Genomic DNA, 14,718 nt, shown 5'->3' on the forward strand with positions numbered 1-14,718 from the left:
ATAAATGAGAAAATTATTTAGCTTTATTTTTGTTAGTGAACCATGCGAATAAAACAATAAATACGATAATGATTTTCGTAATTAATTTCATATTTTCACCTCAGTAAAATGATTTTAGCATATCTTTTAAAGATTAAAAGTAGTTAGATAAGGATATGTTAATAGGGAGTCAATGTTTAGATCGTTTAAACACATTCATAAAAGAAGCGAATACATAGATAGAAGGTTGATAAAATGCGTGTAGCAATTATTGGGATGGGAACAGCTGGCGTGAGTGTCTTGCGACAACTCGTTAAACATGAAGAATTCTCAAAATTAAAAGTAGATGTTTATGATGATGAAAAAAATATGGGACAAGGAGTTCCGTTTCAAAATGATAGTAGTGAATTATTAATTAATATGCCATCCAAAAAGATGAGTTTAAATTTAGATGATGATGAAGAATTCTGGAAATGGTATCAAAACCAAAATGATTTTGAATTTCAAAACCCACAATATCTACCAAGATTTGTTTTTGGTCATTATATGAAATCATATTTATCACAATATGACGAGCAATATGAGAATTTAACAATTATTAATGATAAAGTACAGGAAATATTTACTAATTCCGATGTTGATGATACAAAATTGAAGTATTATGTCTGTACATGTGAAGATGATAAGGAATGGAGAGAGTATGACTATTTATTTTTAACATTCGGAACCTTTAGCTATCATGATCCTTATCATCTAAAAGGTAAAAAAGGATTTATTAAAACACCATATCCTACATATAATACATTAGACGATGTGGAAGATTCAGATAGAATCGCTATTGTAGGAACTGGATTGGCAAGTTTAGATGTTGTGAGATATGTTACAGCGCATCACCCTAATTTACCTATAACGATGACAAGTCGCTCAGCGTCTTTGCCTAGTGTAAGAGGGAAGATGATAGACATTCAATTCACGCATTTAACGAAAGACCATTTTAATGGTATTAAGGAAAATCATTACGGGAATGTTCCATTGGATCAAGCAGTAGCATTGTTCTTGAAAGAGTGTGAGGATTATGGCATTGATTTTCAAAAATTAATCCATCGTCGTACTGGAAATCACATTCAAGATTTGAAGTATGATTTAGAGCATGAAACTGAAATGGGGATATTCCAAAGTATTATCGAATATTTGAAAGAAAATTTAAATTGGATTTGGAATAGTTTAAGTGTTAAAGATCAAGAGGAATTTAATCGTAAATATACTAAGATGATACAATTGAACTCAAATCCAATGCCACCTCGAACAGCGAAGTTATTAATTCAATTAATTCAAAAAGGTGAGCTTGAAATTAAAAAGAATTTACATGATGTGCAACACAAAAATAATCAATTCTACTTGACGTTTAATGATGATTCACAGCGCACTGAAGCCTTTGATATTGTCATCAACGCAACAGGTTCTAAGACACACTTAGAACAGTTAGATGAAGATGATCAATTAGTGTTAAATCTTGAAAATCGACAAATCGTACAACGTCATCCGATGGGTGGAATTCAAATTATTCCTGAAACCAATCAAGTGATTAGTCCACGATATGGTACTTTGACAAATGTGATTGCAATTGGACAAATGACGAATGGTGTCAATAAACTTCGAAATGGGGTTAAAATGATTGTTGATCAAGTGGTCAATACAGTATCTCAATTATATTTAACTCAAAAAGAAATGGATAAAAAAGAGTAGAACCATTTCCAAAGTATAAAATTTCACAATTAATTGAGCTTGATTAAAGCGACTAAATTGAGTTTTCAAAATAATTATAGTACCATTTAACTTGTAGTAATAAACTACAATCACTCAATTAACCAATAACAATTTCATAGCATTCTTTCGGGGCAGGGTGTAATTCCCAACCGGCAGTAAATTAAGCCTGCGACCTGCTAACACATAATGTTAGTGGCTGATCTAGTGAGAATCTAGAGCCGACAGTTAAAGTCTGGATGGGAGAAAGAATAACAACTATCGACAAACACTAAAAAAGTGTAACGATAAGCCAATTTGTATCAGTATGTCTTCTGACATGCAAATCGGCTTATTTAAAGATATACAAGTCTCCTTATGCCTTTTACATTGGTATAAGGTTTTTTTATTTTATTGAGGTGATAAATTGAGTCGATTTATGAATTATGCCATTCAACTTGCACAAATGGTTGATGGCCAAACAGGTATAAATCCACCAGTAGGATCTGTTGTAGTTAAGGATGGTAGAATCGTTGGTTTAGGAGCTCATCTGAAAAAGGGTGACAAGCATGCGGAAGTTCAAGCGTTGGATATGGCTGGACAAGCTGCAAAAGACGCTACGATTTACGTTTCTTTAGAACCGTGTACGCATCATGGTTCAACACCACCATGTGTTGATAAAATTATCGAATTTGGTATTAAAAAAGTCATATACGCAGTAAAAGACACGACGTTAGTTTCTAAAGGCGATGAAATTCTTAAAGAAGCAGGTATTGAAGTTGAATTTCAATTCAATGAAGATGCTGCTGAACTTTATAAAGATTTCTTTCAAGCTAAAAGGAAGGGCATACCAGAATTAACTGTTAAAGTTTCATCAAGTCTCGATGGCAAACAAGCCACTGATTTAGATGAAAGTAAATGGATTACAAATAAAGAAGTTAAAGAAGATGTGTATCGACTGCGTCATGAACATGATGCGGTAGTAACTGGGCGAAAAACAATCGAAGCAGACGACCCCTTATATACGACTAGGGTGCCAGATGGTAAAAATCCGATAAGGGTGATTCTATCGAAAACGGGAGATATCAATTTTGAACATCAGTTATTTAAAGATACAACTTCACAAATTTGGATTTATACTGAAAATGAAAAATTAAAAAATAACGATAAACATATAGAAATCATATATATGCAAGAATGCGAAACGACAGAAATATTAAAAGATTTATATCGCAGAGGTATTGGCAAACTGCTAGTCGAGGCAGGACCAAATATTACTTCACAATTTCTCCAATCTGATCATTTAAATGAACTTATTCTCTATTTAGCCCCGAAATTAATAGGTGGTTCAGGTAAACATCAATTTTTCAAAACAGATGAAGTCATTGATTTACCAGAAGCTACGCAATTTGAAATTGTTTATTCCAAGTTAATTAATCAAAATATTAAATTGAAACTACGAAAGAAGTGAATAGGCATGTTTACAGGTATCGTTGAAGAAATTGGTACCGTTAAACAAGTTCACACCCAACAGTCAGTAAGAACATTAGAAATCTATGCTAAACAAATTTTAGAAGATATGCATATTGGTGATTCTATTAGCGTCAACGGTGCATGTTTAACTGTCATTGATTTCAATGATTCAACTTTTTCTGTACAGGTGATTAAAGGTACGGAAAATAAAACCTACTTAGCTGACGTACAACGACATTCTGAAGTCAACCTTGAAAGAGCCATGAGTGGTAAGGGTAGATTCGGAGGACATTTTGTCTTAGGTCATGTGGATGAACTTGGAACAATTTCTAAAATTAATGAAACAGCTAACTCAAAAATCATTTCAATTAAAACTTCGAAAAATATATTGAATCAAATGGTAAAACAAGGTTCTATCACTGTCGATGGAGTCAGTTTAACAGTATTTGATCTTCATGAAACGACCTTTGATATTCATCTTATTCCTGAGACACGAAAGTCAACGATATTATCAGGAAAGAAAGTAGGCGATGCTGTTCATTTAGAAACAGACGTCCTTTTCAAATATGTAGAGAATATCATGAATAATAAGAAGAGCGAACTTACTGAAGATAAATTACGTGCATTTGGTTTTTAGGAGGAATTCACATGCAATTTGACAATATTGAGTTGGCTATAGAAGCTTTAAAAAATGGTGAAAGCATTATTGTAGTTGACGATGAGGATAGAGAAAATGAAGGAGATTTAGTCGCTATTACTGAATGGATGGCTGATGATACGATTAACTTTATGGCAAAAGAAGGACGAGGTCTTATATGTGCACCAATTGATCGTTCAATTGCGCGTCGTCTAGAATTAAATGCGATGGAAAGCAATAATACTGACGTATATGGCACTCATTTTACTGTAAGTGTAGATCATAAAACAACGACTACTGGCATTAGCGCGAATGAGCGCATGTTAACTGCAAGAGCATTGATAGATGACAATGCAAGTGCGACAGATTTCAATCGTCCTGGACATTTATTTCCATTGATTGCTAAAGACAATGGTGTATTAGAACGTAATGGTCATACTGAAGCGGCTGTCGATTTAGCCAAATTATCAGGGGCACGACCTGCTGGCGTCATTTGTGAAATAATGAATGATGATGGCACAATGGCTAAAGGCAATGATTTACAAACGTTTAAGGAACGCCATAATTTGAAAATGATTACGATTGAAAGTTTGATTGCGTATCGTAAACAAACGGAGTCTCATGTTGAATTGAATGCTAAAGTTAACATGCCTACGGATTTAGGTACATTTGATATGTATGGCTTCACTACTGATTTGAGTGATGAAGAAATCGTAGTCATTGCTAAAGGAGATATCCGCAGAAATGAAAATGTTCGTATTCACTCTGCATGTTTAACGGGCGATATTTTCCATAGTCAAAGATGTGATTGTGGCGCTCAACTTGAAGCATCAATGAGATATATTGATGAGAACGGCGGTATGATTATTTATCTTCCACAAGAAGGTCGTGGTATTGGGTTGATGAATAAATTGCGTGCTTATGAACTCATTGAAAAAGGATACGATACAGTTACTGCGAATCTTGCTTTAGGTTTTGATGAAGATTTAAGAGATTATAATATAGCGGCTCAAATATTGAAATACTTTAATATTGAAAAGATTAAATTACTCAGTAATAATCCTAAGAAATTTGAAGGATTAAAAGAGTATGGTATTAACATTGAAGATAGAATTGAATTAATTGTTCCTGAAACTGAACATAATCATAGCTACATGGAAACGAAGAAGACAAAAATGGGACACTTGATTTAAGTTACTATATAACAAACCGAACAAACGAGGAGGAAATTTAATCATGAATTTTGAAGGTAAATTAGTTGGTAAAAATTTAAAAATTGCTATTGTGGTAAGCAGATTTAATGATTTTATTACTGGACGTCTATTAGAAGGCGCGAAAGACACGTTAATTCGTCATGAAGTTGAAGCGGATGAAATTGATGTAGCGTATGTACCTGGTGCATTTGAAATACCATTAGTTGCTAAGAAATTAGCTCAAAAAGGGGAATATGATGCGGTCATTACACTTGGTTGTGTAATTAGAGGTGCTACGTCTCACTATGATTATGTATGTAATGAAGTCGCTAAAGGTGTATCTAAGGCGAATGATGTTTCTGATGTACCAGTCATCTTTGGTATATTAACAACTGAAAGTATTGAACAAGCTGTTGAGCGAGCAGGTACTAAAGCAGGGAACAAAGGTTCAGAAGCTGCTGTAAGTGCAATTGAAATGGCTAACTTAATTAAACAAATATAGACAAAGCAATACGGCACGAAGAAGTTATCATGGCGGGTGTGTCGACTTCTTCGTGCCGTTTGGTTTGTTACCTTAACGCTTGAGTAGTTGTGTTGCTATGGCGAGGGTGCTGGCGACGCCTGCAGCGATGCCTCCGTAAAGGCCTACCTTTTTTAAGACTTTAGGATTAGTAAATTCTTTAAAAGCAAGTGATAAATTTTGAGGCCTTTCAGCTAATCTTCTCATAAAGTATGCAAACCAATCATCACCGTACGGTACATAAACTGTAAAATGGTAACCCTCGTTAGCGATAGATTGTGCTAATTCAGAACGGAAACCATATAACATTTGGAATTCCATTTGGTCTTTTTCGATATGATTTTTCTTCATAAATTGTTTAACATGATTAATAATTTGATCATCATGTGTAGCAATAGATGTATAATTACGTGCATTTAATAAACGTTTCTCGATTATACGAATGTAATTTGCATCAATCTCTTCTTTAGTTTGGTATGCGATAGTTTCATTTTCTTTATACGCACCTTTAACTAAACGCAAGCGAAGATCGGGATACTTCTCTATTAAATCTTCAGCTTCATAAAGATATGCTTGTACTACAGTTCCAACATTTCTAAATTCACCTTTAAGTCTATCTAAAACATGTTGAATTTGTTGCAAACTGTCGTATTTTTCAGTATCTATATTAATATGCATTTTGCCACATTCGTCTGCTTTGAGAAGTATTTCTCGCATATTTTCATAGGCAAGATCTAAATCAAATTCACTACCTAATTGACTTATCTTAACAGACATATGCGCCTCAACATCATAAAATTGAATTGCTTCGATAATTTCTAAAATTTGTTGTTTGGCATGTAAACTTTCTTCTCTAGTACCAACAAATTCACCTAAACAATCTACTGTCACAGCGATTTTATATTCATTTAAATATTGAATAGTTTCTATTAATTCAGGAATTGTATTTCCTGCTACAACTTTATTTGCGCCCATTCTTGGTCCTACTTTTTTAGCGGTTTCGTTTAAATAAGTACTGTTAGATAATGCGATAAAGAAATCTCTAAAAAGTGACATATGTAATACCTCCCTTTGCGATGAAACATTTATGTTTAAAAATAGTGTATCACGAAACTTATATATGAGAAAGCGTTTACATAATGCGATAAAACAATATTCGGGTATAATTATACTTTTATTTTTATGTGAGATTTGTATCGTTTAATTGATTTTTAATTGAAAATAAGGCTATAAATGGTAATCAATATGCTCGTTTTGCTATAATTGTACTATTAAAGAATAAATAAAAAGGGGCAGTCTTAGAATGTGGAAATGGGAAACAGAAAATGATGCTAAAGGCATTGTGGTCATTGCTCATAATATATTAGAACATACCGGACGATATGCGTACGTTATTACCATGCTTAGAAGAAATGGTTATCACGTTATCATGGGAGACTTGCCTGGACAAGGACAAACATCTCGCGCAAATAAAGGACAAATTGAGGATTTTAATACATATCATGAGCATTTTGTAGAATGGATAAAAATTGCCAATGAATATAAACTTCCTACTTTTGTATTAGGTGTTGGTTTAGGTGGATTAATCATATTAAATCTTTTAGAAAAAGTAGACCTACCAATTGAGGGGATGATGTTAATGTCCCCAATGTTAGAACTTCGCAAATCTGGTAAGGATCGTAAAAATAAGATTATATCTAATCTAGGTAAAATGTCTAAAGATACACGTTTTAAAGTTGGAATTACGACGCAAGATTTAACACGTAATGAGGAAATTATTGAAGAAACTGACAATGATGGATTAATGCTAAAGAAAGTGACTTATCGTTGGTATAATTTAATCGTTGAGAAGATGAAAGAAACAATGGATCATATTAAAGATATTAAACCATTACCTTCATTAATCATGTACGGTACAGAAGATAAAATTGTAGATACCGATGTCATTATTGAATTAAAAGATAAATTAGCTACAAATGAATTATACTTTAAATCTTGGGAAGGATTATATCATGAAATTCAAAATGAACCCGAAAGAGACCAAGTGATGAGATATGTATTAACTTTCTTAAACAATAGTGTAAATACAATGGGATTTGTTGTCGAAGAGAAAGAAATTGAAGATATTTAAATTTTGAGGGAGTGAGACAGAAATATAATTTATCAAAATTATTTTCGTTGTCTCTCTCCCAACTTGCATTGTTTGTAGAATCTCTTAAAAAGAAATTCTCTATGTTGGGGCCCCGCCGGCAAGGATGGCTAGGATTGAAAGAAGCTTGATATAAGCGCACTTTTAATTCAGACATCTACTGCCAATATGTTAAAGAAGGTTGAGACAATTGATTATGTCCCAACCTCTTTTTTATTCATAACCACTTCATAAATAGAAATGATTGTTATAAAACAATATTACATTTAAAACTTTTATAGAAATATATCACAAAAACGTTGCATTTTAATTGTGAACTTGATATATTTTGTTTATATAAATAATATAATTTTAATATGTATTTGGACTAGGGGATGACGTAAAATTATATTATTAATGTTAAAAATTTTCATGCTTTTTATATCTAATTTTCCTAGTCTGCATTGCTTTAAATAGTCTAAATTGATTTTAAATTAACTCGTTCAATTTAATAATTGGGAATGATTTAATCGTTTTTAAATTAGCCGGTGGTAAGTGTAAATTTGGGGAGCCGGTTAATTTAGAAAAATATTTAACAGTTATTTTATTTGGGAGATGTTAATTTTGGCTAAAAGTGAAAAAGATAGAGTTCATGGAATTTTGCAATTAGAAGCGTTACTTAAAGACATTAACTCCATTTTTGATGCAATCAAAAAAGAGTATAATATGTCTAAGGAAGAAATTTTAATTTTGCTCACTCTTTGGGAAGAGGGTTCAATGACACTTAAAGAAATGGATGATTTTGTTCATATCAAACCTTATAAGCGTACTCGTACTTATAATAATTTGGTTAATCTTGAATGGATATATAAAGAAAGACCTCAAGATGATGAACGTACAGTAATCATTCATTTTAATGAAAAGCTCAGTAAGAAAAAGCAAGACTTACTTAACTTTATTGGTCAATCCATAGGTAGTAAATCTGAACCAATGCAAATGAGTTTAAAATCAATTTTAGCTGTTTAACCTGTCTTATAATTATTTATTAAAAAAGATCTTATTCCTTCTTACGAAAAGAGGGGATAAGATCTTTAACTTTTTAATTTCGTTTTTCGATTGCACATAAGAAAGGTGCATGGTTTTTCTGATTAATAAATTGATATTGTAATATGTGTGCTTGATTTTGATCAAATTGACTTAAATAATCAATTAAAGCATCTCTTTCAATTTTACCTTCTTCATGACCGTGATAAATAACGAGAATAATAATTCCCTCTACACTCAATAGTTCAAAGATACTTTCAATCGCTTTAATAGTAGTCTCAGGATGAGTCACAATGGCTTTATTACCTTTAGGTAAGTAACCTAAATTAAATATTGCCGCATCAATTTTACCAATATGTTCTTTTGAAATATGTTTTTTAATATTTTCGTGACCATCGAGAATTAATTTAACATTTTCGAAACCGTCAATTTTCAATCTTGTATTGTCTATTGCTTCTTGTTGAATATCAAATCCATAAACGAAACCACGCTCAACTTTACTTGCTAAATAATAAGTATCGTTGCCATTACCACAAGTGGCATCTATCACTATGCTTTCATCGTTAATATGGCTATCTATTAGTGACTTTGAAAAGGGGAGAATGCGTTCTAATTTCATGATTGAACCTTTTGTTTTTGTTCGTATTTTTTACCTTGGTATGAGCCTCTACGTTCTAATTCGTTATCAATTTCATTTAAAACTTCCCATTTATTTACACTCCACATTGGACCAACCATTAAATCAATAGGTCCATCTCCAGTGATACGATGTACTATCATTTCGGGAGGAATCACTTCAAGTTGGTCACATACTAATTGAGTATAGTCATCTTGACTCATAAACTCCAGCATGCCTTTTTCATATTGTTTCACCATTGGAGTGCCTTTTAATAGGTGAAGTAAATGGATTTTAAAACCTTGAACATCCATTTGTGCAACTTCTTTAGCAGTTTCCATCATCATGTCATAGTCCTCACCTGGTAAACCATTAATGATATGCGTACATACGTTAATATTATGCTTTCTTAATTTAGCTACACCTTCGTAATACGTTTGCATATCATGTGCACGATTAATTAAGTCAGAAGTAGTTTGATGAACAGTTTGTAAGCCTAACTCAACCCATAGATACGTTCGTTCATTTAATTCTGCTAAATATTCAACAACATCATCAGGTAAACAGTCAGGACGGGTTGCAATAGATAAACCGACGACACCTTCTTCTTTAAGTACTGGTTCATATTTTTCCTTAAGCACTTCTACAGGTGCGTGTGTGTTTGTGAAGGCTTGGAAGTAGGCAATGTATTGTCCTTCACTCCATTTTTCATGCATACGTGATTTAATTTGTTGGAATTGCACTTCTATTGGATCAGCTCTGTTACCTGCGAAGTCGCCACTTCCTGCAGCTGAGCAAAATGTACAACCACCATGAGCAACAGTGCCATCTCTATTAGGGCAGTCAAAACCACCATCAAGCGCCACCTTAAATATTTTTTGTCCAAATTTATTTTTTAAATGATAATTCCATGTTTGATATCGTTTATTTTCAAAAGCATACGGGAAATAATTACCCATAATACATTTTCCTTTCTATTTTAGTTCTAAGTACAGATTTTAACATATTTTAGTGTTATAGTGTCTATTATAGATTGAGAAAAACATAAAGAGAGGGACTCAAGATATGAATATACCTAAATCAGTTTGGTGGCTAGTTATAGGCATGGCCTTAAATATCACTGGCGCCAGTTTTTTGTGGCCTTTAAACACTATTTATATGAAGGAAGAGCTTCATAAGAGTCTCACAATAGCTGGTATCGTCTTAATGATTAATTCATTTGGTATGGTCGTCGGTAACTTATTAGGGGGCACCTTATTTGATAAACTAGGTGGCTACAAAACTATTTTAATAGGTACGTTTACATGTTTGTGCAGTACCACATTATTAAATCTATTTCACGGTTGGCCTTGGTATGCAGTTTGGCTTGTGTTACTAGGTTTTGGTGGCGGTATGATTGTCCCGGCAATTTATGCGATGGCCGGAGCAGTATGGCCAAATGGGGGACGTCAAACATTTAATGCCATTTATTTAGCGCAAAACATCGGTGTTGCTGCGGGTGCGGCACTAGGTGGATTTGTAGCGGAATTTAGCTTTAATTATATTTTCTTAGCTAATTTAGTGATGTATGTGTTATTCGCGCTTGTTGCGATTACGCAATTTAATTTAGAAATTCATGCGAAGGTAAAACATCAAGATGCGATTGATTTAAAAAGTAAGGAAAGTAAAAAACGTTTTACAGCAATGATGCTCATATGTGCCATGTTTGCGATTTGTTGGATAGCCTATATTCAATGGGAGACAACAATTGCATCATTTACGCAATCAATAAATATTTCGATGTCACAATACAGTGTACTATGGACAATTAACGGCATAATGATTCTTGTAGCACAGCCTTTAATTAGACCTATAATTGTTATATTAAGAGGAAACTTAAAACATCAAATGTTTGTTGGTATTTTTATTTTTATGAGTTCATTCTTAGTTACAAGTTTCGCACATCATTTTGCTATATTTGTTGTCGGAATGGTTATTCTTACTTTTGGTGAAATGTTTGTATGGCCTGCAGTACCTACAATCGCAAATAAACTTGCGCCTGAAGGGAAACAGGGACAATATCAAGGATTTGTAAACTCTGCTTCAACAGTAGGTAAAGCTTTTGGTCCGTTTATTGGTGGTGTACTTGTAGACACACTTAATATGAGTATGATGTTTATCGGTATGATTGTCTTATTATGTGTGGGCCTCATTTTCCTAAGTATCTTTGATAGAGGTTTGCCTAAAGATGACAATGAATCCCAAACACCTCGAAGACCTAGAAGAAAATCGAATGCTACGAAATAATACGCATTGATTATAAATAATAGTCCTTAACTACTTGCAATAATGGCTTTTATAACATAATATTAAAAATGTATAGATAGAAGTATTTAGAGGCTTTTCTACAGAGAACTAGTAAAGGTGAGAACTAGTGTTAAGGACTAAATGACTTACAATAATTTAATGAATTGAATGAGACATCTCTAACTATTAGAATGAAGTGCGCTATCTTAGCGAATAAGGGTGGTAACGCGGCAGTATCGTCGTCCCTTTAAATCCAATAGTAGAGGTGTCTTTTTATGAAATAGGAGGAAATGTGTTGAATTACAATCACAAGGAAATTGAAAAGAAATGGCAAGATTACTGGGCAGAGAACAAGACATTTAAAACAAGTGACAATTTAGGTCAAAAGAAATTTTACGCGTTAGACATGTTTCCTTATCCATCTGGAGCTGGATTGCACGTAGGTCATCCAGAAGGTTATACAGCAACGGATATTATTTCTCGTTATAAACGTATGCAAGGATACAATGTGTTACATCCGATGGGGTGGGATGCATTTGGATTACCTGCAGAACAATACGCATTAGATACTGGTAATGATCCTAGAGAATTTACTAAGAAAAATGTACAAACATTTAAACGCCAAATCCAAGAATTAGGATTTAGTTACGATTGGGATAGAGAAGTTAATACGACAGACCCTGAGTATTACAAGTGGACACAATGGATTTTTATTCAACTTTATAATAAAGGTTTAGCATATGTAGATGAAGTTGCAGTTAACTGGTGTCCTGCATTAGGTACAGTTCTATCAAACGAAGAAGTGGTAGATGGTGTATCAGAACGTGGTGGACATCCTGTATATCGTAAACCTATGAAACAATGGGTCCTTAAAATTACAGAATATGCAGATCGTTTATTAGAAGATTTAGACGAATTAGATTGGCCAGAGTCAATTAAGGATATGCAACGAAATTGGATTGGCCGTTCTGAAGGGGCGAAAGTTTCATTTAATGTAGATGGTACAGATGATGAAATTGACGTATTCACAACACGTCCAGATACAATCTTCGGCACTACTTTCCTTGTGTTAAGCCCTGAGCATTCACTTGTAAATAAAATTACATCTAGTGATAAACTAGAAGAAGTCAAAGCTTACCAAGAAGAAGCATCTAAAAAATCAGACTTAGAACGAACAGATTTAGCAAAAGGTAAAACAGGCGTATTCACTGGTGCATATGCAATTAATCCACTTTCTGGTCAAAAATTACCAATATGGATTGCGGACTATGTATTATCAACATACGGTACAGGCGCTGTGATGGCTGTTCCAGGACATGATGAACGTGACCATGAATTTGCTAAGAAATTTGACTTACCAATTATTGAAGTGATTGAAGGTGGAGACGTTCAATTAGAAGCATACACTGGTGAGGGTAAACATGTTAATTCAGGTGAACTTGACGGTCTTGAAAATGAAGCAGCCATTAGCAAAGCAATTGAATTACTAGAAGCTAAAGGCGCGGGTGAGAAAAAAGTAAATTACAAACTTCGCGACTGGTTATTTAGTAGACAACGTTATTGGGGTGAACCAATTCCAATTATTCATTGGGAAGATGGTTCAATGACAACAGTACCAGAGGAAGACCTACCATTATTACTTCCTGAAACGAACGAAATTAAACCTTCAGGTACTGGTGAATCACCACTAGCAAATATTGATGACTTTGTTAATGTCGTTGATGAAAAAACTGGCATGAAAGGTCGTCGTGAAACTAATACAATGCCACAATGGGCAGGAAGTTGTTGGTACTATTTACGCTACATCGACCCAGATAATGAAAAGATGATTGCGGATCCTGAAAAGCTTAAACACTGGTTACCAGTTGATTTATATATAGGTGGGGTTGAACACGCAGTACTTCATTTATTATATGCAAGATTCTGGCATAAGGTGTTATACGATTTAGGTGTCGTACCTACAAAAGAGCCATTCCAAAAACTATATAACCAAGGTATGATTCTTGGCGAAGGAAACGAAAAAATGAGTAAATCTAAAGGAAACGTAATTAATCCTGATGATATCGTTTCTTCACATGGTGCAGACACATTACGTTTATACGAAATGTTTATGGGACCATTAGATGCTGCTATCGCTTGGAGCGAAAATGGTTTAGATGGTTCAAGAAGATTCCTTGATCGCGTATGGAGACTCATCGTAACTGAAGATGGCACATTAAATAATAAGATTGTAGACTCTAACGATAAATCATTAGATAAAGTCTATAATCAAACAGTTAAGAAAGTGACTGAAGATTTTAATGCATTAAGCTTTAATACTGCCATTAGTCAATTAATGGTATTTATCAATGATTGTTATAAAGCTAACGAGATTTATAAACCTTATATCGAAGGTTTCGTGAAAATGTTAGCACCTATCGCACCACATATTGGTGAAGAATTGTGGAGCAAGTTAGGACATAATGAAACAATTACGTATCAACCTTGGCCTACATTTGATGAAAGTTTACTTGTAGATGAAGAAGTTGAAATTGTCGTTCAAGTCAACGGTAAAGTACGCGCTAAATTAAACATTCCTAAAGATTTATCTAAAGAAGAAATGCAAGATTTAGCCTTAGTTAATGATAATGTTAAAGCGAGCATTGAAGGTAAAGAGATCAAAAAAGTGATTGCTGTGCCTCAAAAATTAGTTAATATCGTTGCTAAATAATATAGATAAAGGAGAGATTCAAAATGGAATCAATTACAGTAGATGAATTAAAGAAAAAAATATTAGATTCAAATCCGGTGAATATTGTAGATGTTCGCACAAATGAAGAAACAGCGCTTGGCGTGATTCCTGGAGCTAAACTGATTCCAATGGATGAAATTCCACATCATGTCAATGATTTCAATAAAGATGAAACATACTACATTATTTGTGCAGCAGGTTCACGTAGTGCAAGAGTAGTACAATATTTAGAAGAACAAGATATTCATGCAGTAAATGTTGAAGGCGGCATGAATGAATGGGGAGACGAAGGTACTGTAATCGATAGTATTTAAGTCTTTAACAATGATTTAATTTTTTAGGGAGTGGGACAGAAATATAATTTAGCA

At 33.6% G+C, this 14,718-nt stretch carries 13 protein-coding genes and 1 riboswitch; of the genes, 10 read left to right on the top strand and 3 right to left on the bottom strand.

Annotated features, from left to right (window positions below; all coding sequences use genetic code 11):
- Positions 1-234 precede the first annotated feature (234 nt).
- The 5 genes from HMPREF2580_RS04905 (at position 235) to ribE (HMPREF2580_RS04925) (ending at position 5,527) form a co-directional block, all read left to right on the top strand.
- Positions 235-1,725, top strand: a complete 1,491-nt coding sequence (locus HMPREF2580_RS04905; RefSeq protein ID WP_002443485.1) for an FAD/NAD(P)-binding protein — start codon at positions 235-237, stop codon at positions 1,723-1,725.
- A 139-nt stretch (positions 1,726-1,864) separates the two neighbouring features.
- Positions 1,865-1,998, top strand: a riboswitch (FMN riboswitch).
- 151 nt (positions 1,999-2,149) lie between these two features.
- Positions 2,150-3,193, top strand: coding sequence for a bifunctional diaminohydroxyphosphoribosylaminopyrimidine deaminase/5-amino-6-(5-phosphoribosylamino)uracil reductase RibD (gene ribD, locus HMPREF2580_RS04910; protein WP_070830787.1), 1,044 nt, complete (start codon positions 2,150-2,152; stop codon positions 3,191-3,193).
- Positions 3,194-3,199: 6 nt separating this feature from the next.
- Entirely contained in the window at positions 3,200-3,832 is a 633-nt protein-coding gene (gene ribE, locus HMPREF2580_RS04915) for a riboflavin synthase (protein WP_070830789.1), read from the top strand.
- Between the two features lie 11 nt (positions 3,833-3,843).
- Positions 3,844-5,025 carry a bifunctional 3,4-dihydroxy-2-butanone-4-phosphate synthase/GTP cyclohydrolase II gene (locus tag HMPREF2580_RS04920; RefSeq protein WP_070830791.1) on the top strand — a complete coding sequence of 394 codons (1,182 nt, stop codon included), beginning with the start codon at positions 3,844-3,846 and terminating at the stop codon, positions 5,023-5,025.
- Between the two features lie 43 nt (positions 5,026-5,068).
- On the top strand, positions 5,069-5,527 hold the full coding sequence (gene ribE / locus HMPREF2580_RS04925) for a 6,7-dimethyl-8-ribityllumazine synthase (RefSeq protein WP_070830792.1): 459 nt from the start codon (positions 5,069-5,071) through the stop codon (positions 5,525-5,527).
- Between the two features lie 72 nt (positions 5,528-5,599).
- Here ribE (HMPREF2580_RS04925) and HMPREF2580_RS04930 read toward each other — a convergent pair whose 3' ends face one another.
- Positions 5,600-6,601 (bottom strand): proline dehydrogenase family protein, encoded by a 1,002-nt coding sequence (locus HMPREF2580_RS04930; RefSeq protein ID WP_070830794.1) that lies wholly within the window; start codon positions 6,599-6,601, stop codon positions 5,600-5,602.
- Between the two features lie 247 nt (positions 6,602-6,848).
- On the opposite strand from HMPREF2580_RS04930, the gene HMPREF2580_RS04935 reads away from it, so the two are divergent.
- The gene (locus HMPREF2580_RS04935; RefSeq protein ID WP_070830796.1) at positions 6,849-7,676 is read left to right on the top strand and encodes an alpha/beta fold hydrolase; all 828 of its coding nucleotides are present in this window, start codon (positions 6,849-6,851) and stop codon (positions 7,674-7,676) included.
- 621 nt (positions 7,677-8,297) lie between these two features.
- Entirely contained in the window at positions 8,298-8,699 is a 402-nt protein-coding gene (locus HMPREF2580_RS04940) for a SarA family transcriptional regulator (RefSeq protein ID WP_037541517.1), read from the top strand.
- A gap of 73 nt (positions 8,700-8,772) precedes the next feature.
- Here the strand turns inward: HMPREF2580_RS04940 and HMPREF2580_RS04945 are convergent, their stop codons facing one another.
- Both HMPREF2580_RS04945 and HMPREF2580_RS04950 read right to left on the bottom strand, forming a co-directional pair.
- On the bottom strand, positions 8,773-9,336 hold the full coding sequence (locus HMPREF2580_RS04945) for a tRNA 5-(aminomethyl)-2-thiouridylate-methyltransferase MnmM (protein WP_070830798.1): 564 nt from the start codon (positions 9,334-9,336) through the stop codon (positions 8,773-8,775).
- On the bottom strand, positions 9,333-10,292 hold the full coding sequence (locus HMPREF2580_RS04950; protein ID WP_070830800.1) for a tRNA modification radical SAM protein MnmL/YtqA: 960 nt from the start codon (positions 10,290-10,292) through the stop codon (positions 9,333-9,335). The genes HMPREF2580_RS04945 and HMPREF2580_RS04950 overlap by 4 nt, the downstream gene beginning before the upstream one ends.
- Before the next feature lie 106 nt (positions 10,293-10,398).
- Here HMPREF2580_RS04950 and HMPREF2580_RS04955 point away from each other — a divergent pair, with 106 nt between their 5' ends.
- The 3 genes from HMPREF2580_RS04955 to HMPREF2580_RS04965 all read left to right on the top strand — a co-directional run bounded on the left by HMPREF2580_RS04955 (position 10,399) and on the right by HMPREF2580_RS04965 (position 14,664).
- Positions 10,399-11,619 carry an MDR family MFS transporter gene (locus HMPREF2580_RS04955; protein ID WP_044466749.1) on the top strand — a complete coding sequence of 407 codons (1,221 nt, stop codon included), beginning with the start codon at positions 10,399-10,401 and terminating at the stop codon, positions 11,617-11,619.
- A 292-nt stretch (positions 11,620-11,911) separates the two neighbouring features.
- The gene (gene leuS / locus HMPREF2580_RS04960) at positions 11,912-14,329 is read left to right on the top strand and encodes a leucine--tRNA ligase (RefSeq protein WP_176747467.1); all 2,418 of its coding nucleotides are present in this window, start codon (positions 11,912-11,914) and stop codon (positions 14,327-14,329) included.
- A 23-nt stretch (positions 14,330-14,352) separates the two neighbouring features.
- A complete protein-coding gene (locus HMPREF2580_RS04965) occupies positions 14,353-14,664 on the top strand; it encodes a rhodanese-like domain-containing protein (protein WP_070830804.1) in 312 nt (103 codons plus the stop codon).
- Positions 14,665-14,718 lie beyond the last annotated feature (54 nt).

It is taken from the genome of Staphylococcus sp. HMSC036D05 (assembly GCF_001836225.1).
Taxonomy (GTDB): Bacteria; Bacillota; Bacilli; order Staphylococcales; family Staphylococcaceae; genus Staphylococcus; species Staphylococcus caprae.